Origin of the sequence: Brucella sp. MAB-22 (assembly GCF_025908475.1) — a bacterium.
In the GTDB taxonomy this organism is placed as follows: domain Bacteria; phylum Pseudomonadota; class Alphaproteobacteria; order Rhizobiales; family Rhizobiaceae; genus Brucella; species Brucella anthropi.
This window is the reverse complement of record NZ_CP109781.1, coordinates 1,249,124-1,275,152: the sequence shown is the minus strand read 5'-3', so window position 1 is coordinate 1,275,152 and position 26,029 is coordinate 1,249,124. Positions and strand designations below refer to the sequence as shown.

Genomic DNA, 26,029 nt, shown 5'->3' with positions numbered 1-26,029 from the left:
ACGATCCGGCCTGGAAATCCAGGCACAACTTCTTGGGTTCAGCCCGCTTTCTCGTAGCTCGTTTAGCTGTTTTTCGACGTCTGCAATTTTGACGGCCCTGGAATCAATTGTCTCGGATGACGTACGAATACATACCTGTATTGACTGGTATGGTAGTATGGTATATCCGAAATTCGAGGAGTCAAAATCATGCGAAGCCCATTGTTGCAACCGAAACACGTCAGTGTGGTCGATCAGCTTTACGCAACGCTGCGGGCTGCCATCATTGATAATGCATTGTCGCCAGGCATCCGGATTTCCGAGGCCGATGTGGCTCAGCAATATGGGGTTAGCCGTCAGCCTGTGCGTGAAGCCTTCATCAAGCTTGCCAACGAAGGGCTGCTGGAGGTTCGGCCTCAGCGAGGCACCTTCGTCGCGAAAATTTCACTTCAGGCCGTAATGGATGCGCGCTTCGTGCGCGAAGCGGTTGAAGCGGACATCGTTAAGCTTCTGGCCCAATCTCCTGATCAGACGTTGGTTACCGAGTTGCGAGCCCAGCTCGTTTGTCAGGAAAAGCTCGTTGGCGGGTCTGCACGGGATTTCATGGAGGCGGATGAAATATTTCACCGCACTCTGGCCGAGGGAGCTGACAAGGGAAAAGCCTGGCGCGTCGTCGTCGAGATGAAGGCTCAGATGGACCGGGTACGGTTTCTTTCCAGCATGCATTTCCCGGTTGATCGCCTCATTGCACAACATCGCGCAGTGGTGGAAGCAATTGCGGGCGGCGATGCCCTCCAGGCCGAACAGTCGATGCGAGGACATCTGCGAGGAATTCTGAGTGATTTGCCTGTCATCGAACAGGAGCGGCCCGAATATTTTCTGTAGGGTTCACAGCAACAGCAAAGACATTATCCAGAGGAGGAAACAATGAAATTTCGGATTCTTACGCGTCTGGCAGCAACCTGTGCTGTTCTCGCTATTATGGGAGGAACATCGCTGGCACAGGAGGTAACACTCAAGCTCGGCCATCTGGCCAATGAAGAGAATATCTGGCACAAAGCGGCACTGAAATTCGCGGAAGAGGTCAAATCTCGTACCGAAGGGCGCGTTGCCGTCGAAGTCTATCCGAATGAATCGCTCGGTAAGGAAATCGACGTCATCAACGGCATGCAGCTTGGCACGGCCGATATGACCATCACCGGTGAAAGCCTGCAGAACTGGGCGCCAAAAGCAGCCCTGCTTGCTCTGCCATATGCATACAAATCGCTTGAACATATGGACAAGATTGCCTCCGGCGAAATCGGAAAGCAGATTGAGGCAGAGATCGTCGAAAAGGCGGGTATTCGCCCGCTGACCTATTTTGCACGCGGCCCGCGCAATCTTTCAGCCAATCGCGAGATAACACAGCCGGAAGAGCTGAAAGGCTTCAAGGTTCGCGTGCCGAATGTGCCGATCTTTGTCGCCGCATGGCAATCGCTTGGTGCGAACCCAACCCCGATGGCCTTCTCGGAGGTTTTCACCTCACTCCAGAACGGCACTATCGAAGGTCAGGAAAACCCGCTCGCGCTTTTCAAGTCTGGCGGCTTCTATGAAGTCCAGAAAGTCGTCAACAAGACGGAACACGTTCGCTCGTGGATCTATCTGGCCATATCGGAACGAAGCTGGGGCAAGCTTTCGGAGATCGATCAGGCTGCATTGCAGGAAGCCGCCAAGGCCACGCAGGCTTACGAACGCGAATTGTTCATCGCTGACGAAAAGGCACTCGTCACCGATCTCGAAGGCCGGGGCGTGAAGTTTGTCGACGTGGATCAGGCTGCCTTTGCCGACAAGGCGCGCGACGCTGTCATCAACTCTGTTCCGCAGGAAATCCGTCCCCTGGTCGAACAGGTTTTCAACGACTGAGATAATGGGGCTGCCGGACCCAATCCGGCAGCTGCCACGTCGAGGATACCATGACAAAACTATTCAAAGGATTGGAAGGCATCTGTCGCCTTCTGATACTGGCAGCATTTCTCTTATTGATGGGGGCGGTGCTATTGCAGGTCTATGCGCGCACGTTTTTGAGCAGCGCCCCAGTCTGGACCGAGGAACTGACCAGGTTCTGCCTGCTCTATATTGGTGCGCTCGGCGCGGGCCTCGCGCTGCGTAGTGGCGATATGGTCAATGTCGACCTTCTTTGCGAAAGCCTTCCCGGACGTATGCCGTGGCTTTTGCGACTGGTCAGCGCCGCATTGACGGTGGCTTTTGCGGCTATTCTTCTGCCCGCTGCGTGGGATTACACCATGATCGGCAGCCGTCAGACCGCCCCGTCGCTTGGCTGGCGCATGGATTTCATCCACGCAACACAGTTCATTCTTCTCGTCGCTCTGGGTCTCTGGGCACTGATGCGCATCATTGAAATGCTCTCGGGCCGTCATGATGGGCGCCCTATCCCCAATTCGGAGGAAAATTGATGGGCCTGACCCTTCTTCTTGGCTCGTTCGTGCTGGGCCTTGCCATCGGCTTGCCCGTAGCTGTGACATTGGGCCTTTCCTCGATGGCCTATCTTCTGTTCGCGGACATCCCCTTGGTTGTCATCCCGCAGAAAATGTATGCCGGGATGGACAGCTTTGTTCTGCTCTGCATTCCAGGGTTCATTCTGGCTGGTAACCTTATGAATTCCGGCGGCATTACCGAACGGATTATTCGCTTTGCAAATGCCCTTGTGGGCTGGATGCGCGGCGGGCTGGCACAGGCCAATATCGCAGCCTCGATGCTTTTCGGCGGTATTTCAGGAACCGCAGTCGCAGATGTAGCTTCCGTTGGCGGCATGATGATCCCCGGCATGAAGAAGGTTGGTTATCCGGCCGATTTCTCCGCTGCAGTCACAGCCGCCTCATCGACTGTCGGCCCGATGATCCCGCCAAGCGTGCCGATGATTATCGTCGGATCGCTCTCCGGCCTTTCGGTCGGCAAGTTATTTCTAGCCGGTGCGGTACCCGGCCTTCTGATGGGTTTTGCCATGATGGTGACGACCTATTTCATCGCCAAGAAGAAAAATTTCCCTCGCGAGGACTGGAAGGGCGCCCGAGAGTTGCTGTCGTCATTCACCGGAGCGATCTGGGCTATTGCAATGACCGCACTGATCGTGGGTGGCCTGCTGATCGGCATCACGACACCGACCGAAACGGCAGTGGTTGCATGCCTTTATGCGGCGGTGGTGGGGCTGTTCGTCTATAGAGAACTGCCAGTAAGTCGGATTCCGAAAATCATCATCGATAGTGCAATCAGTTCGGCAGGCATTCTCGTACTGGTGGGCACAGCCAATGTGTTCGGCTGGATTCTCGTCGCCGAACGTATTCCGCAGACATTGGCCAATGCGGTTCTCTCCATCACCGATAACAAGTTTCTCGTTATCCTGCTGATCAACATTCTGCTTCTGTTCGTCGGCATGTTCATGGAAACGATTGCAGCCCTGATCATTCTATTCGTACCATTGCAGGCTCTAGCCTTGGCAGTCGGTATCGACCCCATTCATTTTGCGTGTTTTGCGGTCCTGAACCTTATGATCGGCCTGACTACACCACCGGTCGGCGTTTGCCTGTTTGTCGCGTCCAATATTGCGCGTCTCCCACTCTCGCCGGTGATCAGGGCGATCATTCCCTATATCATCACCAATCTGATTGTCCTTTTGATGGTCAGCTACATGCCGCCTCTGGCGACCTGGCTGCCCAACACGCTGATGCCGTGAGGTGGAAATGACTGAGTTGTCGAACACGCGCGTGATCTGCCTTCACGCGCAGGACGATCTGAGGATCGAAAGTCGGCCTGTCGGAATACCAGGGCCAGGAGAAGTGCTGGTCGCGGTCGAAGCAGGCGGGATTTGTGGATCGGATCTGCATTACTGGTTGGAAGGCGGCATTGGTACTATCCGTGTTCGGGAACCGATCATCCTAGGTCACGAGGCCTCGGGACGCATCAAGGCTCTCGGCGAGGGAGTGACGGGGCTGGTGCCGGGTCAGCTCGTTGCTATGAACCCTTCGCAGCCTTGCGGCATCTGCAGTTTCTGTCAGCAGGGTCTGACGCGCCATTGCAGTGCGATGCGCTTCAAGGGATCGGCAATGTATCTCCCGCACCAACAAGGCATGTTCCGCGACAGGATAGTAATTGCGGCGGACCAGTGTTTCCCTGTCCCAAACGGCATTGATCCGGGAGCCGCAGCCTGCTCTGAACCACTGGCAGTTTGCCTTCATGCCGCCAATCGTGGGGAAGCGATTGCAGGCAGCTTAGTCGGTAAGGTCGTCATGGTGACGGGTGCAGGCCCGATCGGCGCCCTTTGCGTGGCGGTAGCGCGACAACGCGGCGCGTCGGAAATCATTGTGACTGATATTCAGGACGCCACTCTGGCTGTCGCCGCACGCATGGGCGCAGATCATACAGTCAATATTGCAACCGACCCGACAGGGCTCGCCCGCTGGCAGGAAGGCAAAGGCAAGGTCGATCTGGTATTTGAATGCTCTGCTGCAGCACCGGCCATCGGCGACGCAATTTCCTGCCTTCGACCGCTCGGCACCCTCGTACAAGTTGGCGTCGGCGGACCGACCGTCCTGCCTCTCAACGTCATGGTGGGTAAAGAAATCCAGTTTGTCGGCTCGCAGCGGTTCGATACAGAATTCGCCGAGGCCGTACGCCTTATCGGATCAAAAGCTATCGATCCTCGACCGATCATCACCGCAACCATTCCCCTGACAGAAGCCTTGTCTGCCTTTCAGGCGGCTACGGATCGTACGCGGTCCGTTAAGGTTCAGATTAGTTTCGCTGATGCGTCAGCCTAGTACTGAAAACAGAAAGACGAATAAATGAGACAGACCTGGCGCTGGTTTGGCCCCAAGGACCTCGTATCCATCGATGATATGCTACAAGCAGGTGTTGAAGGCGTTGTCACCGCCCTGCACCATGTGGCGACCGGATCCGTCTGGTCGCCCGCTGAAATCGAAAAACGGCAGGTCGAAATTGCCCGGATGAAGAACGGCGAACCTTCGGGACTGAAATGGGAAGTCGTGGAAAGCCTTCCGGTTTCAGAAGATATCAAACGCCAGACAAGTGACTGGAAAACTCATATCTCGAACTGGAAGACATCGATGCATAACCTGCGTGACGCAGGCATCGAGGTCATTTGCTACAATTTCATGCCCATCCTCGACTGGACACGCACCGACCTTGCCTATCGGCTGGCGAACGGGGCAACCTGCATGCGTTACGACGCCCTCGATTTCGCCGTCTTCGATCTGTTTCTGCTCGAACGCAAGGGCGCATCGGACAGTTACAAACCTGAACTCATCGAAGCTGCACGCAAGCGTTTTGCGGAGATGTCCGAGGAGCGGCGGCTTGAGCTTTCCGGCAACGTCGTCTTCGGTCTGCCTGGCGCTGCCGAACGCATGTCGATGGACGATGTGAAGGTTCATCTCGCCCATTACGACAATATTTCGCCAGAGCGCCTGCGAAACCACCTGATCGACTTTCTGGCAGAGGTGAGTCCGCTTGCGGAAGAGCTTGGCGTACGTCTGTGCTGCCATCCAGACGATCCGCCCTTCCCCCTTCTCGGACTGCCGCGCATCATGTCCACCGAAGCTGATTATAAAGCGGTCATGGATGCAGTAAACATTCCGGCGAACGGTATCACACTTTGCACTGGCTCACTGGGCGCGCGCGCCGATAATGACCTGCCAGGTATGATGAAACGCCTGGGTGACCGTGTGCATTTTCTGCATTTGCGCAATGTCGCACTTGAAGAACCCCACCTTGGCGGATCGTTCCATGAGGCCGCTCATCTTGAAGGCCATACGGATATGGTGGCTATGATTGCGGCCATCCTGTCAGAGGAGAACCGCCGCAAGGCCGAAGGTCGTGCCGACTGGCGCATTCCTATGCGCCCCGATCATGGTCAGGATATTCTCGATGATCTGAACCGACGCGCTCAGCCGGGTTATCCATCCATTGGGCGCCTCAAAGGCCTGGCCGAATTGCGCGGAATCATGACCGCCCTGTCCCATCCAAATGTCAGGATAGACAAGTGACACGGCTTTCAGCACTGGTGAACGATGCCGCAGCGGCCAGCTGGCCCGCTTATACTCCCGAAAATCACGAGGTCGGTATTGTTCATCTCGGCCTCGGCAATTTTGCCCGCGCGCACTTGTTATCCTATACCGATATCGTGTTGGCGCAAAAAGGTGGCGATTGGCGGGTGACGGGAGTGTCGCTGCGCGGAACCGCCGTTGCTGATAGTCTGAATCCACAGGACGGCCGCTATACCCTGATCACACGCGGTCCGGTCACAGAAGCACATGTGATTGGCGCACTGGACCGGGTGCTATCCGGCCCGACGGTTGGCAATGATGCCCTGGATGCGATGACCTTGCCCGGATGTCGCATCGTCAGTTTAACCGTAACGGAAAAAGGATATGGCATCACCAGTGACGGTAGGCTGGATCGTGAGCATCCGGCAATCGTCGCCGACCTCGCTAATCCAGACGCGCCCACCAGCGTGATCGGGCTTATTGTGGCAGCGCTATCTCGCCGTATGACCAGTGGATTGCCACCCTTCACGGTGCTCAGTTGCGATAATCTCTCTCACAATGGTCAGAAGTTGCGGGACGCAGTATTGGCATTCGCCGATCAAACGGGTGGAAGACTGCTTTCGCGCTGGATAGCAGAAAAAGTCGCCTTCCCGTCCACTATGGTGGATCGGATCACGCCGGCGTCAAATGCCCAGACCGCCAAGCTCGCCGTGGAGCTGACGGGGCGAGAAGATCACGCTGCCGTTGAAACCGAACCTTTCAGCCAATGGGTGATTGAGGACAAATTCTGTGCCGGACGACCGGAATGGGAATGTGCTGGCGCCCTCTTTGTCGACAATGTCGCCCCATATGAAAACATGAAACTGCGAATGCTGAACGGGGCACACTCGATGCTTGCCTATAGCGGGCAACTCTCAGGTAAAAGCTTTGTCCGAGACGTGATGGCCGACCCGGATCATGCTGTACTCGTCCGTCGTCACCTTGCTGCCGCTGCGGCAACTGTAGAAGGACTGTCCATCGATCTCGACGCCTATGCTGCGGCTCTTGTCGAGCGGTTCGCCAACCCGGCTATAGCCCATTCCACCGCACAGATTGCAATGGATGGGACACAGAAGCTTCCCCAACGCATCACAACCCCGGCCCTGGAAGCTCTGGCATCGGGCAAACCGTACGGACCCTTCGTATTTGCTCTCGCTGCGTGGCTCGCCTATCTGGCTCGAAAGGAGGACGACGGCCACCCGGTTCCATTGAATGACCCCAAAGCGACCGAGCTTCAGACCGGCTTGAAAGATATCAAGACGCCCGAGGAAATAATCCGTGCGGTTGCGTCTGTGTGTCCCGATATCCTTCCCAGTAAGCTAACAAATGGCGTATTCGGTTCAGCGCTGCGTGATACGCTTCACGCAATCCAGTCGGAAGGGATGCCAAAGGTCATCAAACGAAAAGCTGCAGAAGCTTCCTGAGCGTCGAAACAAGCAGAAAACTTTACTGTCATTGCTCTGAACACAAGAGCCTGAATCATAATGAACGTGACGATATCAGGCTCCAAGCGGCTAACCATGGCTTACTTTGTTTATAGTTCTCGGCGCATTTGGTAATTTTCCCTATCCTAAAATGAAATTCCGACAACGTTATTGCGATCTGATATAATAAGGAGTGCCTGACATTTTTCGGGCACATTTGTTGGTGAACAGCCGCGGTCTCTATCGCCACCATCCGGTGAAGCGTATGGGACGCCAACAAACAAAGGCTGGAGGCAACATGGCTCAATCAGCAGATGCCGTGCATAAAGCAGCGGCCGGACACATACCCGCATTTATAACCCCCCCAGGTCAAACCGATGTACTTTTGAACATCGTCATTATTTTTCTTATCTGCGTAGTATTCTTAACTGGTATTCTCTACCTGAGACTCCATGCTCTCCCCGAACACATCGCTCATCAGACGAACAAGATTCAGATTCAGCTTGTTGCTGTATTGGGCTTGATAGCGCTCTTCACCCACAATCAGCTCTTCTGGATTGCAGCTCTTTTGCTGGCAATGACCGATCTTCCAGACTTCCTGTCGCCGGTAACATCAATGGCAAGGTCTCTGCGTACCATTGCACGGCGAGGACTTCACCTGACGATCCCGCCATCCGCCCCAACGACAGGCGATGATGTTTCGTCACAGGCTGCATCACCGGCGCCGCAAAATGTTGCCGCTTCGACAACCGCGCCCGACAGCGGATTATCCCTCGATCAAAACAAAGAGGAGCAGAAATAATGTTCGAATTCCTGCTTTGTTCGATGATCACTATACTTCCAGATTATCTTTACCGTCGATTTGGCCAAGGAAAGCGAATTGGACACGAGATCACGATCTATTCCATGTGGTTTGAGCTCAGATGGGGGATCACGGCGTGTCTCATCCTCACAATTTCCCTGATTACGATGATATTCTATTACCATCCGTCTACATCTAACGTAACGGCTGCATTTCGAACCGTTACCATCCTTCCGGAAATAGGCGGACGTGTCGATGAGGTATATGTCTCGCGAAACCAGAAGGTGAAAGCCGGCGAGGCGCTCTTCAAGCTCGATGACAGCAAGCAAAAAGCCGCACTGGAAACAGCCCGGAAACGCATTGCAGAAATCGATGCGGAGATGGTTGTCGCCAAAAGCGATCTTGTCGCTGCCGACGCCCGTATCAAGCAAGGTGAGATAGCATTTGTTCAGGCACAGAACGATGTAAACACGCAGCTTGAACTGCAACGCCGCAACCCAAACATCGTCGCCCGCAAGGATATTGAACGTCTCCAGTCGATAGCCGATGGTAAAGGCAGCGAACTGGCAGCCGCAACCGCCAGCAAGCAGACGCTCGAAACCAAAATCACCTCATTACTTCCGGCGCAGAGGGCCAGCACCGAGGCCGCAGCTGCGCAGGCGGAAGTTGAACTTAATAAAACGATCGTGAAGGCGGGCGTTTCGGGAACCGTTCAACAGTTCACCCTGCGTGCAGGTGAAGTCGTCAATCCGTTGCTTCGCCCTGCTGGCATACTGGTGCCGGAAACAGCAGGCCGAACGGCTCTTATCGCAGGATTCGGACAGATTGAGGCACAAGTCATGAAGCCCGGCATGATTGCTGAAGCTACATGTATCGGAAAGCCGTTCATGATTATACCCATGGTAGTAACCGAGGTGCAAGACGTTATCGCTGGCGGACAGGTACGCGCCAGCGATCAGTTGGTCGACATCCAGCAATTGGCGAAACCAGGAACAATCACAGTCACTCTGGAGCCTCTCTACGAAGGACAGCTTGCAGGCATACCCCCGGGTAGCAGTTGTGTGGCCAATGCCTACACGAGCAATCACGAGGAACTGCAATCTGGTGAAGCGGGTACGCTGCGGTCGATATTCCTGCATGCCGTCGACGCAACCGCGCTCGTTCATGCCATGATCCTGCGAATACAAGCCGTGATGATGCCTGTGCAGACCCTTGTCCTTTCCGGGCACTAATTCTCATCACGTCGCCTATGAAACGGGGGGCAATAATGGCTCCCCGTTTTTCCCAGCTCACAGGAAAATCACGTCGCAGCAAAACGCTATTTCGCAGGTTCCTTGTGCAAAGCCGTCGCACATCAAGGTGAGTAGAACGAGTGAACTACAGGTAAAAGAAACCTAACTACACGACTTGATATGGATCGGTGTTTCCTCCGTCTTTCCAAGTTCAACACATTTTTGTTGCGAACAGAAAGTCCAGCCTCCAGTCGTCTTGCCGGAGGCAGCCAGAACAATTTCATGACGCGGAGGGATGGTTGGGTGATAGATATACCAACCGTCCTTAAGAACGGCATCGGCAGGTGGATCCATGCCTGCGCCAGAGCCTTTGATGCGAGCTTCTGACAATACCAAGCCCTGGGACGTAACATTCCAGAACTCCTGCCATGGCACTTTCTCAACGCTGTGCGTCCATGAGAGAACAAAGCTCGTGGCGGCGATTTTCAGTACGCCGCCAGCCGTCGCAATGCAGACCGCCATCAACCGGATGACGCGACGACGGACGGTCGCGATCTCCAGAAATGCCATGCAAGGAAAGCTGCACAGGCAGCAAAACCGAGTTCATCGCTATAGGGATAGGTTGCGAGCATCAGCGCGATAGCGACGAAAGCCCATATGCGTTCCCACATGTTCAACGGCGTTCGAAGATGGCCGATAGCAGCTGCGCCCCAAAGTAAAATACTGAGTAGTGCCTTGACGAACATATAGGCGAATGCAGGCCAGAACCCGAGCGTTTCCGAAAGAGGCCCCCCTTCCTGAAGCATGATGACCGGCTCGTACACCGCCATGAAAGGCACGGCAAAACCCGCAACCGCAATACGGATCGCCTGCATGCCGATCTTCATGCCGGACTCGCGCGCGATTGGCGCTGCCGCAAAAGCCGCAAGCGCAACAGGCGGTGTGAGATCAGCCATGATACCGAAATAGAAGACGAACATGTGCGATACCAGAAGCGGCACTTCCAGGTGAAGGAGTGCTGGGCCAGCGATCGAGGATGTGATGATGTAGTTTGGGATAGTCGGAATACCCATGCCAAGCACAAGACAGGCCAGCATGGTCAGCACCAGCGAAAAGAACAGCGAGTTTTCTCCAACGCTGACAATCACACGAGCGAATGTCGAACCGGCTCCGGTAAGCGCCAGAATGCCAATGATGATGCCAACCAGCGCGCAGGCAACGCCCACGGGCAGCGCATTCTTGGCACCTTCCCCGAGGCTCTGAAGACACAGACCGAGCGTTTCCCGACCACCGCGCACCAGAAAATTTATCATGACCAGCAGCACAACGAGGGCGATGATCAGCGTAATACCGCGCAGGGCATAGCCGAAAATGTTGAAGGTCGTGCCGAAAGCTGCTGCTGACATGACGCCAAGCGCGACCCAGAACAGCACACGCAAAGGCATCGACATCGAGCCGGAAACCGGCACGCCGAGAATGATGAGCGCGGTCAGACTGAGGCCGACAGTGCCTGCAAAAAGTGGCGTATAGCCGGAGAAAAGGAGCCACACCAATGCGACGAGCGGCAGCACCAGAAACCAGCGTTTTCTGATTGCTTCGAGAGCACTTGGCATTTCGCTTTTATTGAGGCCTTTCATCTTGAGGCGACGCGCCTCAAGGTCAACCATCACGAAGACAGTTATGAAGTAGAGAATAGCAGGCACGATTGCCGCTTTGACGATCTCAACATAAGGCAGACCCAGCGTTTCAGCCATGATGAAAGCAACCGCCCCCATGACCGGGGGCATGATCTGGCCACCCATAGACGCAACGGCTTCGACACCACCCGCGAATGCCGGGCGGAAACCGGAGCGCTTCATGAGCGGAATGGTGAAAGCGCCTGTGGTCACAACATTGGCGACACCGGAACCGTTGATCGTTCCCATCAAGGCCGACGAAATCACCGAAACTTTTGCAGGACCGCCACGCGACGCGCCAACCGTTCCCATGGCAATGTCATTGAAGAGTTGGATCATGCCCGCGCGTTCGAGAAATGCGCCGAACAGGATGAAAAGAAAAATATAGCTCGATGAGACATAAATCGGCGTGCCGTAAATTCCTTCTGTTCCCAGAAAGAGAACTTCGACCACCTGCTCGAAATCATATCCGCGATGGTTGAACGGGTGCGGGAGATATTGTCCGAACAAGCCGTAAGCCAGAAAGATCGCGCAGATGAGAGGTAAGGTCCAACCCATCATCTTTTTTCCAGCCCAGAAGACGAGAGCGACCACGAGAATGCCGATTATGATATCCGGCGTGTTGGGTTCGCCAGCCCGGATCACCAGATCTTCGTAGAAAACCCAATGATAAAGACTCAGCACGAAGGCGACGATCGCCGCCAGCCAGAAGGCCGCTCGCTTTGCAGCGACTGTGCTCGCATTGGCGTAAAGGCCGAAGAGAAGCAGAAGCAGAAATCCGACATGGACGGAGCGGACTACCTGACTTGGCAGTGGTGAATAAGCGGAAGTCCAAAGCTGGAAAACCGAAAAAGCCACGGCGATGGCAAACAGGACTTTTGCGCCTGTGCCTGTGCCCCAGGCGGGAATATGCTCGGCCGATTCTACGGCGCTGTTCTCGCTCTGCGTCATGAACGAACCTTCATCAGATTGTGCATTTAAAATGAACAGTTAAGGGAGCGATCCGATTAACAAGGATCGGACACCGTCTGTCAGAAAAAGGAAGGAACCCGGGAATGTCACCCGGGTACCAACCGCCGCGCAGGATCGCTGCCAGCCTATTCGATGCCTTTTTCCTTGTAGTAACGCAGAGCACCGGGATGAACCGGAACAGGTGACACGATGGTGCTTTTATCGAGCTTGATTGCCTTTGCGGAAGAATGGGCGGCAGTTAGCTGGTCGAGATTCTCGAATAGCCCCTTGGTCATCTGGTAGACCAGTTCTTCATCCATATCGGGGCGAACAATCAGATAGTTGATCACAGAAGCTGTCACGACATCCTTGTCCTGCCCGCTATAGGTATTCGCCGGGATCGTGTTGACCTGATACGGCGCGCCGATTTTCTCGATAACGTCTGCCGGAACCTCAACCACATTGATGTCCACGGAATTGGCAAGATCGCGCAGCGAGGCGACGCCAAGTCCGGAAGATTGCAAGGTTGCATCCAATTGGCGGTTCTTCATCAGCTCGACGGATTCCGCGAAGGGCAGATATTCGATCTTGCCGAGATCATCATAGGAAAGTCCGGCAGCCCCCAGAATGGTGCGCGCATTGAGTTCGGTTCCCGATTTCGGTGCACCGACGGACAAACGCTTTCCTTTGAGATCAGCCAATGTCTTGATGCCGGATTCCTTGGAGGCGACGATCTGCACATAATTCGGATAGATTGCCGCAAGCGTGCTCAGATTGGTGAGCTTCTTTTTAAAACCGGCTGCTTCATTGCCTTCATAGGCATCGCGCAGAGAATCGCCCAGCGTGAACGCCACTTCACCCCGACCGCTGTTGATGAGATTGATATTCTCAATGGATGCTTTCGTCGCCTGAACCGAGGGACGCACATCAGGAATGCTCGAATAGATTTTTTCCATAGCGACGCCGAGCGGGTAGTAGACGCCACTGGTGCCACCGGTCAGAATATTTACAAACTCCTCGGCTTTCGCTTGCGCAGCACCGAACACAAGCCCCAATGCGGTAGCCAGAGAAACAGTCGTTTTCCGATTAAAGATTTGCATATTTCCTCCTCACTCCAATAGATTTTGCCATGGTGCAGACACCACGACTAAGCGGGAAGTTTTTGCAGATTACTTCCCCCACTGCATTTCATAAGGTCCTCCCACGGAACTGCGAAGACGCTAACGCATTCTGGGGAGAATCCAAAATGTTTTTGACCGTTATTGCCCAGTGAGTTTAATTCACCATGTTTGCTTTGAAGACGACGAGGTTCTGCCACCGTTATGCAGAGCGCACGGCAAAGCCGTGTTTCAACCAAGATCAAAGCCTACTCGTCCGGGGCTAGCAGTTAACTCGCCAGTGAGAGGTCTGTTACTGGTTCAAACCAGGATAGAAGCTGTGCGCTTTCAGGTCTTACCATTTGAGTAAAACGCGCCCGCCAATCATGCCCAAAAAACCCATGATTGCGATGCCGAGCGTATACCAGATTGCAATAAACGGCATCCCGGATTCCGGACAGTGTAGTGAATAGATGAGAACTCCTACGGCGCCAGCAACGATACCGGCGACAAGACCGGTCAGAGCAGGATCGGCCGGAGCAAGTCGCCGCATGGCAGTAAGCAGAAACCCGAGCATGGGAAGAGCTATGAGAACAATCAACCATGGACAGACCAACGCCGTCCGCCCCCATATCAACACCTCTGCTTGTCCGGGCTCGGCGTTCAGCAGCTGGATTGATGCAGCGCCTGCAAGACAAGCCAGAAGTATGGCCAGCGGCAACCAGTGCAATCCCGTGCGAACGGGCCGCGACAAGGTGAATAATGCGGGGATCAGTATCAATAAAAGCAGGACTGCGTAGCCGAATTTCATCCAATAGGCTGTCGTCGTCATCGCCAACAACAAATCGTGACGCACGCCAAGGAAAACCAGCATAATCGCAAGCCCGCCTACAATGCCTCCCGTCGCATAGCGCAAGAAAAGCTGGCGCATTGCGTGAGGGCCAACCGGTTTGACATCTGCTGTCAGCTTGTCGATCAGATCATCGGTCATGCCCTTTGCCTCCAAATCTTTGCGCTATTGTTGCAAGACCGCGGTGGATGGCGACTTTGACCGCGCTCTGGCTCAAGCCGGTGTCACGTGCGGCTTCATCTATGGATTGTCCCTCGATTTTTACTTTGCGGATCAAACCTGCCGTGCGTTCGGAAACACCGCTCAACATCCGGTCCACATCCATGCGCGCATCGGCGGCTTCAGCATCATCGGACACAGGAACATCTTCTTCCAGAGGTGTAGCAGTCTCACGCCCGTGACGGCGTAGATGATCGACAAGCTTGTGATGTGCAATTCCATTCACCCAGGGTAGAAACGCCATGCCTCGATCATAGGTTATGCGTCGGGTATGGATCGCCAGCAAAGTCTCCTGAATAAGGTCCTCCGCTTGCGATTTATCGCCGAAAAGACGCCGTAGAAAATAAGGTTTCAGTCGGCGCGACAGATCCTCAAGCAAGGTCCGATAGGCTGCCTTGTCTCCGTCGAGCGCCAGTATCATCAGTTTTTTCAACCTCTCTTCGTTCGAATAGGTCAGGTTACAACTCCCAATCACCGGCATATTCGTGAAAGAAGCGGAAAAGGTTACATCTTCCAATGAGGTGATCACATCGCCGTGATCGGTGTAACCATTTGCCTCTGCCTGTCGAAACTCCTCCCGTTACGCGCCGCTGGCGCCCAGATGAACAGGAGTATCGTCATGACCATCAAACAGAACATCATCGTCCTTCCGGCGCTCGCCCTGCTTGCCGCTATATCTTTCACGCCGGTTTCTTTCGCGCAAGACGCGATGAAAACCGACACCATGAAGTCTGACACTATGAAGAAGGATTCCATGGGCAAGCATGACGCCATGAAAGGCGATGCCATGCATAGCGACACAAAAAAGAAAATGAAGAAACATGACGACAAAGCGATGAAGAACGATGCCATGAAACAGGACACGATGCAGTCCGACTCCATGAAGAAGCCACAGTAATTGTTCTGGCCCGCCAGTCTTCCCTCACGACTGGCGGGCAAATTACCGGAGCGCAACATCATGAAACAGCTCGTCTATCGCCAGCGTCTGCTGACGCGCCTCACACACTGGATTTGGGCTGCCAGCCTCTTCTTTCTGCTGCTGTCCGGGCTGCAGATATTCAATGCGCACCCCACGCTCTATCTCGGCAACGAATCCGGTTTCGACTATGATAATGCCATTCTGGCAATTTATGCCGTCGATGGCGAAAGCGGCCCTGAAGGTCGTGTCGATATCTTGGGCAAAAGCTTCCAGACAACCGGTTTTCTCGGCGTATCGGGAGCGACAAGCGCCCCCGACTATCAGGCATTTCCCCCAGCGTTGACCATTCCGTCCTATCGCGATCTGGCAACCGGACGTGTGGTTCACTTCTTCTTTGCCTGGGTTCTGGTGGGCACGCTCATGCTATGGTTGGTCGGCAGTGTTTTGAACGGGCATCTGAAGAACGAGTTACTGCCATCTGCATTGGATATAAAGAGTCTGCCCGGCGATATTCTTAACCATCTCAAGTTTCGCTTCCAGCATGGGAAAACATACAATCCTATGCAGAAACTGACCTATTGCATGGTGTTTTTCGGGCTTTTCCCGATGGTTATAATTACGGGGCTGGCCATGTCTCCCGGCATGGATGCCGTACTGCCGCTGACGGAATGGCTCGGCGGACGCCAGACAGCCCGCACTCTTCATTTTGTAGCCGTTTTCCTGCTTTGCGCATTCGTCGTCATTCATATCGTGATGGTGCTTGCGGCAGGTCCGTTCAACGAAATGCGATCGATGATTTCTGGTTGGTATCGCGCCGATCTTCCGAAAAAAGACGAGGACAGGCACCCATGAGCAAGCTGAATCTTTCCAGACGAAAGTTCCTAACTTTTTCCGGAGCCGCAGCCTCTTCCATTATGTTGAGCGGTTGTGATGCTTTCGATTTTGTCGGCAACAACGAAAGCGCTACGCGGCAAGTCCTCGAAAAGGCGAACGATCTGACCTACCTCATTCAACGGCAACTGCAGGGACATAATGCACTTGCAAGGGAGTATGGGGAAAGCGAGCTGCGTCAGGGTCAAAAACCGAATGGTGAAACCAATCCTGCGACGGAAGAATATGAAGCACTTCGCGCAGCCGATTTCTCAGACTATGTTTTGCAGGTAACAGGTCTCGTGGAAAAACCGACAAGTTTTTCGCTGGAGCAACTGCGCAACATGCCAGGGCGCACCCAGATCACCCGCCACGACTGCGTGGAAGGCTGGAGTACAATCGCCAAATGGACAGGCGTCCCCTTGAGCCAGATTCTCGATGTGACACGCCCCACGCCATCCGCGCGCTTTGTCGTCTTCCACTGCTTCGATAGGGTAGACGGCGCGAAAGGAGCAGCGTCATTTTACGGCAGCATAGATCTCATCGACGCCCGTCATCCGCAGACTATTTTGGCATATGGTCTCAATGATCGTGTCCTGCCGGTAGAAAACGGAGCTCCGCTTCGTCTGCGCGTAGAGAGACAACTCGGATACAAGATGAGCAAATACATCAAGTCGATTGAGCTTGTCTCAAGCTTTGCGGCCATTCAGGGTGGGAAAGGTGGTTACTGGGAGGACTATGGCTATGACTGGTATGGTGGAATATGAGCCTTTGAAATGCCCGGCTCCGGTGCTGGTTAAACGCTGATATTCCGAGTGGAATAAGCACTTTCCGCACTGGAACAAAGCGACCACTATTTATTTTGGATCTTCGTGACCGGATTATCAGCCCCCAAAGCACGCTTCACCGCTGCACGCGCCGACGCCAGATCCGGCATGACCCAGTTCGGCTCGCTACCAAGAAACTTATCGAGAAATGCTATCGCATAACCCGGCATTTCCGAGACGTTTTCCTTGTAAGACCACCATGTCCGCAGCTCATCAGCACACTGATCGATATCCGGAACAGTACCGAATTCCTGCTCCTGCACAGCAGCAATCGCGCAGATACAGTAGTTTGTGTAGAGAAAACCTTCTGGCCAGAAGCTGACGATTTCGTAAAGACGCGCGGCATCGTCTGCAGCGTGCTTTGGCGGCGAAACGACCTTCGCAGGCGACAAACGGATCAGCTCTCGCAACACAAGACCTGCGGCAAAGGTGATGAAATCTTTGCGGTCCACTTTGGCAAAACGCTTGTTCTGATCAACGAGCTCTACCCAGTTCAGGAAGGCTTCTGTGAGCTTCTTTTCATCAATCTCATATTCGACGCCATAAAGCTCATGCAGCAGACTGGCATGCTTGCGGAACGTCGCCCTGAACCAACGCAGCTGGCGCAACCGATGACGCAAATCAGGCATCGATGCCATTTGTTCTCTGAGTAGCAAATCCATGTTGCGAGCGGCCTCCCGTTTACAAACGACATTATGCGAAACCGATTGCAATGTCAGTCGTCATTCGTCTTCATTCGTTGACAAAATTATACATATTGACATTCAAGAAGACAAATGTTCTCTATTTGCTGAAGGACGAACTCGGAAAATATCCTATTTGTCCTTCGTGGGAGGAGAACAAAATGGCTATCTGGCAATGGGCTTTGCTGGCGCTCGCCTTGCTTTGGGGCTTTCAGTCTCTGGGCGTCTGGTTTCAGATGCGTCACTATTCCGATGTGATGAAAGGCATCACCTCGAAATATTCTGACGGCTTTGTCGGCGCGGGTCATGTGCGAGGTCGCTTTGGCAGAGGCGTCATTGTTTTGCTCGTCGTAGACCGCAATTTGGTGGTGCGCCGCTTCCTGCAAATGAGCGGTCGGACGGTTTTTGCAAAATTCAGCCGCCGCGAAGGCTTTGAGGGAATGCGCCTCAGCGAGTTGCAGGACAATCCTACAATTGGAGAAGGAACGCCTGAAGTGGTGGCTGCTACCAAGCAGGCGATAGAGCAGATCAGTCGCATAAGAGATCAATCCGATGGGATCGAACTCGAAGGTCTGAAGGCAGTGGGAGCATAGGAGTTGCTTGCCTGAAACAAGCAATCGAGGAGGAGCAATGTCGATAGTGACGATGTTGGCACAACATGCTGACGTAACAATGCAATCTATACATATGGCCGGCAGCATGATTTCCGATGCGGCCCTGCATGGCAAACATGCCGCAGAGCACGCGGGAAATGATCTTCTGCAGCTTGCACAAGCAACAACCACCGCGCCAGCCGATGCCGGCAGCGGCGGAATTACCGTTGATCAGTTCAAGGAACGCCTTCAGAACGTCCAGCAGGAAGAACAGCTGGGCTGGCTTGCTTCAATCGGCAAGCATTTCATTGGCGTCTTCCAGAAGGGCGGCGAAGTTTTTGCCGGGTTTGTAACGGGTATTATCCCGACGCTCGTCGTGCTGATGACCGCCTTCTATGCCGTAACCGAACTGGTCGGTGAAAAGCGCGTCCATGGCATTGCCCGCAGCGCCGGACGTATCGCGCTCACTCGCTATACCGTTCTGCCGGTTCTTTCGGTGTTCTTCCTGACCAACCCGATGGCCTACACATTCGGTTCGTTTCTGGACGAGAAATACAAGCCCGCCTTCTATGACGCGGCTGTTTCTTACGTTCATCCGCCACTGGGTCTCTTCCCGCACATCAATCCGGGCGAATACTTTGTCTGGGGCGGCGTGCTCGTTGCACTTCTCGAACTTGAGAAGAAGGGCGCAGTTCCAACGGGTTATCACATCAACGTCGCCATCTGGTACGCCATCGTTGGTCTCGTCGTGATCCTCCTTAAAGGCATGCTCACAGAACGCATCACCGCCATCATGGCGCGGCGTCAAGGCATTGAGCTTTAAGCGGGAATTGGGGAGGACGACATGGTAAAGACCTATAAGGCAGTTAAAATTTCCCGCGGCTCAAATGGCTGGGGCGGTCCGCTTGTCATTCAGCCGACAGAGCAACGCAACAAGGTGGTTTCGGTCACTGGCGGCGGCATTCATCCGCTTGCACGCCGGATCGCTGAACTGACCGGAGCAGAGGCCGTTGATGGCTTCCGCTCACCACCAATTGAAAGCGAAATGGCAGTCGTGGTTGTCGATTGCGGCGGCACTGCCCGCTGCGGCGTCTATCCGCGCAAGCGCATTCCAACGGTAAACATCACACCGGTTGGACAATCCGGGCCACTGGCGCAGTTCATCACCGAGGACATTTACGTGTCAGGTGTGAAGCCGGAAGACATCGTTTCTGCTGATGGCTCGGCCGCCGCTGCCTCTGCAGTTGCCGCAGTTGAAGAAGAGCCTGCACCGGTAGAACAGCCGAGCGAAGGCGGCTTGGTCGGACTGATCAGCAGTATCGGTCGTGTCATGGGCCGTGTGGTTGGTATCTTCTTCCAGGCGGGTCGCCGCACAATCGATCAGGTTATCCGTAACGTTTTGCCATTCATGGCATTCGTGACCATGCTGATCGGTCTGATCCTCTATACAGGCATTGGCGATATTCTTGCCCAGCCGCTTGGACCCCTAGCCAATAATATTGTCGGCTTGCTCGTGCTTTCCGCCATCTGCGGCTTGCCGTTCCTGTCGCCGATTCTCGGACCAGGTGCAGTTATCGCGCAGGTCGTCGGCGTGGCGATCATAGGACCGCAGATCGCCAACGGCACCATCGCTCCGGCTATGGCCCTGCCTGCGCTCTTTGCCTACAACACGCAGGTCGGTTGTGACTTCGTGCCGGTTGGTCTGGCGCTCGGGGAAGCGAAACCCAAGACAATCGAAATTGGTGTTCCGGCAGTTCTGATCAGCCGTCAGATCATGGGGCCACTTTCGGTCCTAATCGCATGGGTTGTCAGCCTCGCAGTACTTTAAGACGTTCAGCCTGTCGCAGCAAAAGCGGCGGCAGGCAATCTCCCAAACATATGCAATAGCGATGCTCTTCGTCGATTTTCCCGAGTATCGAAGACCATACCAAGAAAGGACCGCCTCTATGTCGATACATCTGAAAACGCGGATCACCGCAATCGGCCCGGAAGTTGCGGATCTCGCTGAAGGCGGCGTTCTCATTCTTTTTGCGGATGGATCGCCACCCGAACTCGCTGAAGTTTCCGTAATGCATGTTGTGGAAGAAGGCCCTGAAGCGGCCGCCCCTGCTGTCGGAGCCCGCATCACCATCGGCTCACTCAACGCAGAAATCACTGCTGTCGGTGATAGCGCCTGGCAAAAAGTACGCGAAATCGGCCACGTCGTTATTTCGTTTACGGGCGCACAATCGACAGATCGTCCAGGCGAAATTTGCGCTACTGAAATCGTCGGCGAAGAGCTTGTCGCTGCTCTCAAAGAAGGGCAGATTATCACCATCGGCGGCTGAATCTGACCATCATTGGATTTAGAATTGCGTGTTAAAACAGATAATTGAAACAAGTTTCGACATTCAGGATGTTGGAATGTTTCAGATGTCGCTTTGAGGCTTATATAAATGGAACGCTCGACTATCGTCCGGGTGCATGAAGGGCTGCATGCGCGCCCCGCAACCCGCTTCGTTAAACTGGCCAAAGGTTTTGAAAGTGACATCGAAATCGCCAAGGCCGGAAAAAGCGTAAGTGCCAAAAGCTCCGTCAAGCTGATGCTGCTTGGTGTGAAAGAGCTTGATGAAGTGACCGTTCGTGCCGATGGTGCCGATGCCATTGAAGCCATCGAAGCGCTGATCGGCTATCTGGAAAACCCGCAGGCTGGCCTTGAAGAGGCTGCTGCACCCGCTGCTACCCCTCAAGCAGAAACCGCGCCGCCAGCCGCTACTCAGCCTGCGATTACGATAAAGCTGCCCACGGGTCAGATAAAAGGTATTGGTGCGAGCGAAGGCATCTCATTGGGCACTGCGTTTCCGTTTTTTCCTGAAGAAATCAAGCCGTTGGGCCGGAAGCTTGCTGCATCTGAAATAGACACCGAGATTGCCCATTTTAAGTCGGCTATCGCGACGGTACAGCAACGCATGGATGCTTCGCTCTCCAGCGGCAACCTCGCTGACGCTGACAGAGGCATCATTGCGGCATTAAAGGATATTGCTGCGGATGATAGCCTGACCGACGAAGCACTTGGGCTCATTCGAGATGGTTTAGATGCCATTTCGGCGATGCTTGCTGCAGCTTCCACGGTTGCCGGGCAGTTTGCGGCACTCGACGATCACTATCTTAATGCACGTGCAGATGATGTGCATGCCGTCAGTCGCCAGATCTGTCTTGCACTTCTCGGCAAGGAAGATATCAATCTGGAAGGCTTGCCGGAAGGATCGGTGCTTATTGCCGAAGACATCGGCGCCTGGGATCTGGCACGTGCACCGCTCAAGAAAATCAAAGGTGTTGTCTGCGGACATGGCGGCGCCACATCGCATGTTGCGATCATCGCCCGCACGCATGGCATTCCGGCTGTTCTTGGCCTGGGAAGTGCAATCCATGAGCTCGAGAATGCAAAGACCGTAGCAGTGGATGGAACGTTCGGCATCGTTCACTCCGATCCAGACCTGGCTATCCGCAACGAAATCGAAGCGCGTATTTCCAAAGCAATGCAGGAAAAGCAGGCGCTTGATGCTTACCGCTCGATAATTCCTCGACGCGCAGATGGAAATATTATCGAAGTTGCCGCCAATATGGGCGCACTTGAGGAGATCGACGTCGCGCTCGAAGCCGGCGCCATGGGGGTTGGTCTTTTCCGCACTGAGCTTCTCTTTATGAAGCATATTCATCTGCCGTCCGAAGATATGCAGACCGAAACCTATTCGGCGCTTCTCAAAGCATTTGCACCACATCCGGTTATTGTCCGCACCCTCGATATCGGTGGCGATAAGCCCATTGCAGGCATCGAGTTTCCCGAGGAAGAGAACCCTTTCCTTGGCTGGCGCGGCATTCGCATGTGTCTGGATCGTTTGGATGTGTTCAAGCCGCAGTTGCGCGCCTTGTTGCGCGCAGCGGTCAACGGCAACCTCAAGGTGATGCTGCCGATGGTCTCGGATGTCGAAGAAATTCGCGTAACCAAACGACTGATCGCAGAATGCATCAGCGAACTTAAAAGCGAAGGTAAAACTTTCGCCGAGTTCGACCTTGGCGTGATGATTGAGACACCGGCGGCGGTTTTTGCGGCCCGCGAGCTTGCAAAAGAAGCGGCTTTCTTCTCCATCGGCACCAATGATCTCACGCAATATGTGATGGCCGCAGATCGGCTCAATCCAACCGTTACGAAGCTCAACGACGTAAGCCACCCGGCCGTCATGGCGGCAATCGAGATGACCGCAAAGGCGGGTACCGAAGCAGGCATCATGGTGGGCATGTGTGGAGAAGCCGCAGGTAAGCCGGAACTTATCGGAGAGTTTATGCGCATGGGGCTGACCGAGTTCAGCATGAGCCCCGCTTCAATCCCCCGTGCAAAAAAGCTGATCGCAGATATGTTTGGAAACTAAGCCTCATCTGCGATGCATCCATAAAACAAAGCCCGGATCATCGTATCCGGGCTTTGTTTTATGGCAGGTGTGCAATCAAGGTCTGGAACAGATTTTCGAGCTGTGGATGATCTCGATCTTCAGCGGCCTGCATCAGACGCTTATGTCTTGCGTCCAAAGCCAGAATGGCACTCTCAAGTGGATCAATTCCTTCCAGGTCGCCAGCTTTGGCTGTCGCCAGCCCACATGCCAGGCCAACAGCAGCGAAACACATCGTTTCGAATTTACGCAAAGCCTGCGGATCACAATGACCATCCAGTGAGATAAAACGAACCGGCTTTTCCGCAAGAAGCTCGAAAAACATGGCCGTGATGGCCTTGGCCGTTTCGGCTACTTTTTTGTCGCCCGCCTCGGCGGCAACCGCGCTCTTCAAGAGAGCTCCATGTTCGCGCATCACGTTTGCATGCACCGTGACAAACACAGCTTCCTGAATCAGCACATTCTGCAACTGATGGCGGCGGAGCACTTCCTTCGTGAGATAGTACATATCCTTGCGGAACGCGCGCACGCCCTCGGCTCCGGCGCCAAAATAGACCGACAAGCTTCTCACATGCGGCGCACTGTTATGAACATTCGGGTTCGATGAAATCAGCGAAATGGAGATTGTTTCAGCCGTCGTCAGTGCCTTGTCCATCATGCTCGCGGCATGTCCCAGCAGCAGTTCCGGTGACACGATTTCACCCGGACGCGAAGAGGCCTGTTCGCCCTGCAAACTTTCATGACGATTGCGGCGAATCATATATCGAACCTCACGCAGCCGGTCTTTCAGATTGACTGCAATTTCTTCCGAAAGAATGCGTAGCATGTTCATTTTCCTTAACCGAAGCGCCACCGGAACAGCCTGGACAGAGCACATGAATTATTGTTTGCCTTCACGTGGAAAAGCAATAGGTTCGCTTTAAGAGTATCACTTCTATAAAGCAGTATTGCGCCAATAATTTGAGGGATCATTTTGAAAAAAGCTGGCAAGAAGACGCAAAAGAATCCGGAGACAGCTGACCTCATCATTGGATCGGAAGGCGTTGCCGCCGAAAACCGCACGAGCCGGTTGAGAACGCGTGCCGCGTGGATGTATTACGTCGAACAAATGACCCAGAACGACATCGCAGAAGCGCTTGGCGTCGGCCGTGTCACAATCGTGCGCCTTCTTGCTGATGCCCGTGCTCGCAATGAAGTAAAAATTACCATCGAAGGCAAGCTGGCAAGCTTGACCGCATTGGAAGTGGAGCTTGAAAAGACCTTTGGTCTGGAACGCGCGATTGTCGCGCCGCTCTCTTCATCCGACATTGATCCTATTCCACCGATCAGTGCTGCCACTGGCGCCTATCTGTCGGAAAAGGTGCAGCACGGCATGACGATTGGCGTCGGCTGGGGGCGTACTCTTTCCAGCACTCTGCAGCATATCGGTGCCCGCCCACTCAACGATTTGAAAGTCATCTCGCTGCTCGGCGGCATCGTGCAGCCACGCCGTTCCAATCCGCCGGAATTTGCCTGGCAGTTTGCGCAGATTTTTCAGGGTGAAGGCTATCTGATCCCTGCCCCTGCTCTGGTTGATAGCAAAGAGACACGGATCGCTCTTATCGAACGTTGCGGATTGAATACTGTGCTGGATATGGCCGAAGAATTGGACATGGTTCTGCTCAGCGTTGGCGACATTCAAACCGCCAGCAGCACGTCTTATCGTGTCGGCCTGATTGACGAGGAACAGAAGCTCTCGCTCATCGCGAATGGCGCTGTTGGCGACGTACTTTTCCACTTCTATGACAAGAACGGGAAGATCGTTGATGATCCCGTGCATGATCGCGTCATGTCGGCCAAAATTGAAAGTCTTCAGAAGACGCCGCAACGTATTCTTACATCAGGCGGCAAAGAGAAGATTGCCGCTCTGCTTGGTGCAATCGAACTTCTGAAACCCACCGTTCTCATCACCGATGAAGAAAGTGCGGCACAGATGCTCAAGGACAAGGCGCAGTCCGAGTAACAACAAAAAAGCACATCGTCACAAACGATGTGCTTTTTTCGGTTACCGCATCAATTGGCGGCGGCAGCGCATTCTTTCAGGATTTGCAGCACCGCAGCCCGCTCTTCGATTTGTGGCATATGTCCACAACCTGCAAAAATGTGGACGCCAACTTTCCCCGGCAAACCATGAGCCTGGGCAACGGGAATAACCCGATCTTCGGCACCGAAGATGAGCCGCACCGGCATTGCAAGCGAGGCAATGCTTGAGCGAACCTCAAAAGTCTGTGTGCCATCCGCAAAAAACCGATGACCAATCGCTTCCTGCGTGTCGCGCAGTTCTGCATCAGCCGCTTGTGCAACCGTTGCATTGATGAATGGCTTCGTCAGATGGCTCTCATCGGCAACGAGCAGCTTCAACCAGGGAACGATGCTGGCTTCGCTTTTCGCGCCGATAAGACCTTTTATGAAAGCGCCATTGACCCGCGGTCCCAAGCCCCCCGAAGAAATAAGCAACAGGGAACGCACATCGACAACACCACGCGCAGCGGTGACTGTGGCGACGGCTCCGCCAAGCGAGTGACCAACCAGCAGGCACGACGTCACGCCGAAAGCAGAAAGCGTCGCTTCGACTGCCGTAGCAATATCATCGATGCTTTCAGGAACAACACGTGGCGAATTACCGTGTCCCGGAAGATCAAGCGCCAGTATCGGGTGGCCAAGCGATGCCCCGGCAAACAAGCCACGCCATGAGTTGAGGTCCGCAGCAAAGCCGTGGATCAGAACAATCGGCAACCGATCGGCCTCGCCCTCACGCAACCAGACTGCATTGAGCTGACCGGGCGCGGATGGTTCAGCATTTTTAATCGCAGGCGATTTAGCCGATACTGTATGCTTCGCAATGCCGGTATTGCCTTCAACGTCCTTCTTCTGCACGCGGCCCTTCGGCCCTGAGCCCTGAATGGTGGCGAGATCAATGCCTGCTTCACGGGCGAGCCGACGGGCAAGCGGTGTTGCCCGCACATCATCAGCTGAGCCGGCTACATCGTCTCGGGCGGGCTTAGGCTCAACTTGTTGCTGAATGGCCGGCTCGATGATCGTTTCAACGGAAGCTGCGACTGGTTTCTCTTCGACAACAGGTGCCGAAGCTCCAACTCGCTTTTCACCTTCGTCGTAAATCCAAGCGACAGTCTGACCAACCGGAACAACAGCGCCTTCTGCGGCGCTGATATCTGCGATGATGCCCGTTGCTGGCGCATCGACTTCCATCGCCGCCTTATCAGTCTCAATTTCAAAGAGAAGCTGGCCTTTCGTGACAGTGTCGCCATCCTTGGCGTACCAACGCGAAATCTGCCCCGTCTCCATATCCATATCGACCTTGGGGAGAATGACTTCCACAGCCATA

26 protein-coding genes are annotated in these 26,029 nt (G+C 54.3%); 18 read left to right on the top strand and 8 right to left on the bottom strand.

Translation table 11 applies throughout. The features are described from left to right. The first annotated feature begins 189 nt into the window (after nucleotides 1-189). The 9 genes from OHI65_RS05790 to OHI65_RS05750 all read left to right on the top strand — a co-directional run bounded on the left by OHI65_RS05790 (nucleotide 190) and on the right by OHI65_RS05750 (nucleotide 9,532). Nucleotides 190-864, top strand: coding sequence for a GntR family transcriptional regulator (locus tag OHI65_RS05790; protein WP_012093419.1), 675 nt, complete (start codon nucleotides 190-192; stop codon nucleotides 862-864). A gap of 42 nt (nucleotides 865-906) precedes the next feature. Beyond that, nucleotides 907-1,881 carry a TRAP transporter substrate-binding protein gene (locus OHI65_RS05785; RefSeq protein ID WP_125301038.1) on the top strand — a complete coding sequence of 325 codons (975 nt, stop codon included), beginning with the start codon at nucleotides 907-909 and terminating at the stop codon, nucleotides 1,879-1,881. Between the two features lie 50 nt (nucleotides 1,882-1,931). Beyond that, nucleotides 1,932-2,432 (top strand): TRAP transporter small permease, encoded by a 501-nt coding sequence (locus tag OHI65_RS05780; protein WP_012093421.1) that lies wholly within the window; start codon nucleotides 1,932-1,934, stop codon nucleotides 2,430-2,432. Continuing rightward, nucleotides 2,432-3,709, top strand: a complete 1,278-nt coding sequence (locus tag OHI65_RS05775; RefSeq protein ID WP_036577572.1) for a TRAP transporter large permease — start codon at nucleotides 2,432-2,434, stop codon at nucleotides 3,707-3,709. The genes OHI65_RS05780 and OHI65_RS05775 overlap by 1 nt, the downstream gene beginning before the upstream one ends. A 7-nt stretch (nucleotides 3,710-3,716) precedes the next feature. Then, a complete protein-coding gene (locus OHI65_RS05770; RefSeq protein ID WP_114048071.1) occupies nucleotides 3,717-4,793 on the top strand; it encodes an L-idonate 5-dehydrogenase in 1,077 nt (358 codons plus the stop codon). 24 nt (nucleotides 4,794-4,817) lie between these two features. Beyond that, on the top strand, nucleotides 4,818-6,035 hold the full coding sequence (gene uxuA / locus OHI65_RS05765) for a mannonate dehydratase (RefSeq protein WP_125301039.1): 1,218 nt from the start codon (nucleotides 4,818-4,820) through the stop codon (nucleotides 6,033-6,035). Further along, nucleotides 6,032-7,498 carry a mannitol dehydrogenase family protein gene (locus tag OHI65_RS05760; protein ID WP_125301040.1) on the top strand — a complete coding sequence of 489 codons (1,467 nt, stop codon included), beginning with the start codon at nucleotides 6,032-6,034 and terminating at the stop codon, nucleotides 7,496-7,498. The genes uxuA and OHI65_RS05760 overlap by 4 nt, the downstream gene beginning before the upstream one ends. A 298-nt stretch (nucleotides 7,499-7,796) precedes the next feature. After that, on the top strand, nucleotides 7,797-8,300 hold the full coding sequence (locus tag OHI65_RS05755; protein WP_235824420.1) for a hypothetical protein: 504 nt from the start codon (nucleotides 7,797-7,799) through the stop codon (nucleotides 8,298-8,300). Next, complete coding sequence (locus OHI65_RS05750) at nucleotides 8,300-9,532, top strand: HlyD family secretion protein (RefSeq protein ID WP_012093427.1); 1,233 nt, start codon at nucleotides 8,300-8,302, stop codon at nucleotides 9,530-9,532. The genes OHI65_RS05755 and OHI65_RS05750 overlap by 1 nt, the downstream gene beginning before the upstream one ends. Nucleotides 9,533-9,694: 162 nt before the next feature. On the opposite strand, the gene OHI65_RS05745 is transcribed toward OHI65_RS05750, so the two are convergent. The 5 genes from OHI65_RS05745 to OHI65_RS05725 all read right to left on the bottom strand — a co-directional run bounded on the left by OHI65_RS05745 (nucleotide 9,695) and on the right by OHI65_RS05725 (nucleotide 14,746). Then, nucleotides 9,695-10,054 carry a DUF1850 domain-containing protein gene (locus tag OHI65_RS05745; RefSeq protein ID WP_125301052.1) on the bottom strand — a complete coding sequence of 120 codons (360 nt, stop codon included), beginning with the start codon at nucleotides 10,052-10,054 and terminating at the stop codon, nucleotides 9,695-9,697. Beyond that, nucleotides 10,054-12,159, bottom strand: a complete 2,106-nt coding sequence (locus tag OHI65_RS05740; RefSeq protein WP_012093429.1) for a TRAP transporter permease — start codon at nucleotides 12,157-12,159, stop codon at nucleotides 10,054-10,056. The genes OHI65_RS05745 and OHI65_RS05740 overlap by 1 nt, the downstream gene beginning before the upstream one ends. 146 nt (nucleotides 12,160-12,305) lie before the next feature. Further along, nucleotides 12,306-13,259, bottom strand: a complete 954-nt coding sequence (locus OHI65_RS05735; RefSeq protein WP_010659281.1) for a TAXI family TRAP transporter solute-binding subunit — start codon at nucleotides 13,257-13,259, stop codon at nucleotides 12,306-12,308. A gap of 352 nt (nucleotides 13,260-13,611) precedes the next feature. Next, on the bottom strand, nucleotides 13,612-14,247 hold the full coding sequence (locus OHI65_RS05730; protein WP_010659282.1) for an NrsF family protein: 636 nt from the start codon (nucleotides 14,245-14,247) through the stop codon (nucleotides 13,612-13,614). Continuing rightward, complete coding sequence (locus OHI65_RS05725) at nucleotides 14,237-14,746, bottom strand: sigma-70 family RNA polymerase sigma factor (RefSeq protein ID WP_029376017.1); 510 nt, start codon at nucleotides 14,744-14,746, stop codon at nucleotides 14,237-14,239. The genes OHI65_RS05730 and OHI65_RS05725 overlap by 11 nt, the downstream gene beginning before the upstream one ends. A gap of 198 nt (nucleotides 14,747-14,944) precedes the next feature. Between OHI65_RS05725 and OHI65_RS05720 the strand changes: the two genes are divergently transcribed. From OHI65_RS05720 to OHI65_RS05710, 3 genes are read left to right on the top strand one after another with little or no spacing between them, the layout of a single operon-like run. Then, nucleotides 14,945-15,223, top strand: coding sequence for a pentapeptide MXKDX repeat protein (locus OHI65_RS05720; protein ID WP_012093432.1), 279 nt, complete (start codon nucleotides 14,945-14,947; stop codon nucleotides 15,221-15,223). A 60-nt stretch (nucleotides 15,224-15,283) separates the two neighbouring features. Then, nucleotides 15,284-16,096, top strand: a complete 813-nt coding sequence (locus tag OHI65_RS05715) for a cytochrome b/b6 domain-containing protein (RefSeq protein ID WP_094515538.1) — start codon at nucleotides 15,284-15,286, stop codon at nucleotides 16,094-16,096. Then, nucleotides 16,093-16,881: a molybdopterin-binding protein gene (locus OHI65_RS05710; RefSeq protein WP_094515537.1), complete on the top strand. Its 789-nt coding sequence runs from the start codon at nucleotides 16,093-16,095 to the stop codon at nucleotides 16,879-16,881. Before OHI65_RS05715 ends, OHI65_RS05710 begins: the two co-directional genes overlap by 4 nt. A gap of 86 nt (nucleotides 16,882-16,967) precedes the next feature. Here OHI65_RS05710 and OHI65_RS05705 read toward each other — a convergent pair whose 3' ends face one another. Then, a complete protein-coding gene (locus OHI65_RS05705) occupies nucleotides 16,968-17,603 on the bottom strand; it encodes a hypothetical protein (RefSeq protein ID WP_094515536.1) in 636 nt (211 codons plus the stop codon). Nucleotides 17,604-17,785: 182 nt separating this feature from the next. On the opposite strand from OHI65_RS05705, the gene OHI65_RS05700 reads away from it, so the two are divergent. The 5 genes from OHI65_RS05700 to ptsP all read left to right on the top strand — a co-directional run bounded on the left by OHI65_RS05700 (nucleotide 17,786) and on the right by ptsP (nucleotide 22,626). Further along, nucleotides 17,786-18,217: a transcriptional regulator GutM gene (locus OHI65_RS05700; protein WP_094515535.1), complete on the top strand. Its 432-nt coding sequence runs from the start codon at nucleotides 17,786-17,788 to the stop codon at nucleotides 18,215-18,217. A gap of 37 nt (nucleotides 18,218-18,254) precedes the next feature. Continuing rightward, the gene (locus OHI65_RS05695; RefSeq protein ID WP_084094417.1) at nucleotides 18,255-19,040 is read left to right on the top strand and encodes a PTS glucitol/sorbitol transporter subunit IIC; all 786 of its coding nucleotides are present in this window, start codon (nucleotides 18,255-18,257) and stop codon (nucleotides 19,038-19,040) included. A gap of 21 nt (nucleotides 19,041-19,061) precedes the next feature. Continuing rightward, entirely contained in the window at nucleotides 19,062-20,045 is a 984-nt protein-coding gene (locus OHI65_RS05690; protein WP_125301041.1) for a PTS glucitol/sorbitol transporter subunit IIB, read from the top strand. 118 nt (nucleotides 20,046-20,163) lie between these two features. After that, the gene (locus OHI65_RS05685; protein ID WP_010659291.1) at nucleotides 20,164-20,544 is read left to right on the top strand and encodes a PTS glucitol/sorbitol transporter subunit IIA; all 381 of its coding nucleotides are present in this window, start codon (nucleotides 20,164-20,166) and stop codon (nucleotides 20,542-20,544) included. Between the two features lie 108 nt (nucleotides 20,545-20,652). Beyond that, on the top strand, nucleotides 20,653-22,626 hold the full coding sequence (gene ptsP / locus OHI65_RS05680; protein ID WP_125301042.1) for a phosphoenolpyruvate--protein phosphotransferase: 1,974 nt from the start codon (nucleotides 20,653-20,655) through the stop codon (nucleotides 22,624-22,626). Between the two features lie 58 nt (nucleotides 22,627-22,684). On the opposite strand, the gene OHI65_RS05675 is transcribed toward ptsP, so the two are convergent. Then, complete coding sequence (locus OHI65_RS05675; protein WP_012093441.1) at nucleotides 22,685-23,470, bottom strand: hypothetical protein; 786 nt, start codon at nucleotides 23,468-23,470, stop codon at nucleotides 22,685-22,687. 147 nt (nucleotides 23,471-23,617) lie between these two features. On the opposite strand from OHI65_RS05675, the gene OHI65_RS05670 reads away from it, so the two are divergent. Continuing rightward, nucleotides 23,618-24,646, top strand: a complete 1,029-nt coding sequence (locus OHI65_RS05670) for a sugar-binding transcriptional regulator (protein WP_094515534.1) — start codon at nucleotides 23,618-23,620, stop codon at nucleotides 24,644-24,646. A 50-nt stretch (nucleotides 24,647-24,696) separates the two neighbouring features. Here the strand turns inward: OHI65_RS05670 and OHI65_RS05665 are convergent, their stop codons facing one another. Beyond that, complete coding sequence (locus OHI65_RS05665; RefSeq protein WP_125301044.1) at nucleotides 24,697-26,028, bottom strand: acetoin dehydrogenase dihydrolipoyllysine-residue acetyltransferase subunit; 1,332 nt, start codon at nucleotides 26,026-26,028, stop codon at nucleotides 24,697-24,699. Between the last annotated feature and the right edge of the window lies 1 nt (nucleotide 26,029).

Excerpts from the sequence above, each read along its gene's own strand:
- OHI65_RS05705 (WP_094515536.1), bottom strand. The coding sequence starts at position 17,603 with ATGGATTTGCTACTCAGAGAACAAATGGCATCGATGCCTGATTTGCGT.
- OHI65_RS05725 (WP_029376017.1), bottom strand. The coding sequence starts at position 14,746 with ATGATACTGGCGCTCGACGGAGACAAGGCAGCCTATCGGACCTTGCTT.
- OHI65_RS05700 (WP_094515535.1), top strand. The coding sequence starts at position 17,786 with ATGGCTATCTGGCAATGGGCTTTGCTGGCGCTCGCCTTGCTTTGGGGC.
- OHI65_RS05780 (WP_012093421.1), top strand. The coding sequence starts at position 1,932 with ATGACAAAACTATTCAAAGGATTGGAAGGCATCTGTCGCCTTCTGATA.
- OHI65_RS05775 (WP_036577572.1), top strand. The coding sequence starts at position 2,432 with ATGGGCCTGACCCTTCTTCTTGGCTCGTTCGTGCTGGGCCTTGCCATC.
- OHI65_RS05785 (WP_125301038.1), top strand. The coding sequence starts at position 907 with ATGAAATTTCGGATTCTTACGCGTCTGGCAGCAACCTGTGCTGTTCTC.
- OHI65_RS05690 (WP_125301041.1), top strand. The coding sequence starts at position 19,062 with ATGGTAAAGACCTATAAGGCAGTTAAAATTTCCCGCGGCTCAAATGGC.
- OHI65_RS05740 (WP_012093429.1), bottom strand. The coding sequence starts at position 12,159 with ATGACGCAGAGCGAGAACAGCGCCGTAGAATCGGCCGAGCATATTCCC.
- OHI65_RS05685 (WP_010659291.1), top strand. The coding sequence starts at position 20,164 with ATGTCGATACATCTGAAAACGCGGATCACCGCAATCGGCCCGGAAGTT.
- OHI65_RS05715 (WP_094515538.1), top strand. The coding sequence starts at position 15,284 with ATGAAACAGCTCGTCTATCGCCAGCGTCTGCTGACGCGCCTCACACAC.
- ptsP (WP_125301042.1), top strand. The coding sequence starts at position 20,653 with ATGGAACGCTCGACTATCGTCCGGGTGCATGAAGGGCTGCATGCGCGC.
- OHI65_RS05735 (WP_010659281.1), bottom strand. The coding sequence starts at position 13,259 with ATGCAAATCTTTAATCGGAAAACGACTGTTTCTCTGGCTACCGCATTG.
- OHI65_RS05695 (WP_084094417.1), top strand. The coding sequence starts at position 18,255 with ATGTCGATAGTGACGATGTTGGCACAACATGCTGACGTAACAATGCAA.
- OHI65_RS05790 (WP_012093419.1), top strand. The coding sequence starts at position 190 with ATGCGAAGCCCATTGTTGCAACCGAAACACGTCAGTGTGGTCGATCAG.
- OHI65_RS05750 (WP_012093427.1), top strand. The coding sequence starts at position 8,300 with ATGTTCGAATTCCTGCTTTGTTCGATGATCACTATACTTCCAGATTAT.
- uxuA (WP_125301039.1), top strand. The coding sequence starts at position 4,818 with ATGAGACAGACCTGGCGCTGGTTTGGCCCCAAGGACCTCGTATCCATC.
- OHI65_RS05720 (WP_012093432.1), top strand. The coding sequence starts at position 14,945 with ATGACCATCAAACAGAACATCATCGTCCTTCCGGCGCTCGCCCTGCTT.
- OHI65_RS05755 (WP_235824420.1), top strand. The coding sequence starts at position 7,797 with ATGGCTCAATCAGCAGATGCCGTGCATAAAGCAGCGGCCGGACACATA.
- OHI65_RS05675 (WP_012093441.1), bottom strand. The coding sequence starts at position 23,470 with ATGCTACGCATTCTTTCGGAAGAAATTGCAGTCAATCTGAAAGACCGG.
- OHI65_RS05745 (WP_125301052.1), bottom strand. The coding sequence starts at position 10,054 with ATGGCGGTCTGCATTGCGACGGCTGGCGGCGTACTGAAAATCGCCGCC.
- OHI65_RS05710 (WP_094515537.1), top strand. The coding sequence starts at position 16,093 with ATGAGCAAGCTGAATCTTTCCAGACGAAAGTTCCTAACTTTTTCCGGA.
- OHI65_RS05665 (WP_125301044.1), bottom strand. The coding sequence starts at position 26,028 with ATGGCTGTGGAAGTCATTCTCCCCAAGGTCGATATGGATATGGAGACG.
- OHI65_RS05730 (WP_010659282.1), bottom strand. The coding sequence starts at position 14,247 with ATGACCGATGATCTGATCGACAAGCTGACAGCAGATGTCAAACCGGTT.
- OHI65_RS05770 (WP_114048071.1), top strand. The coding sequence starts at position 3,717 with ATGACTGAGTTGTCGAACACGCGCGTGATCTGCCTTCACGCGCAGGAC.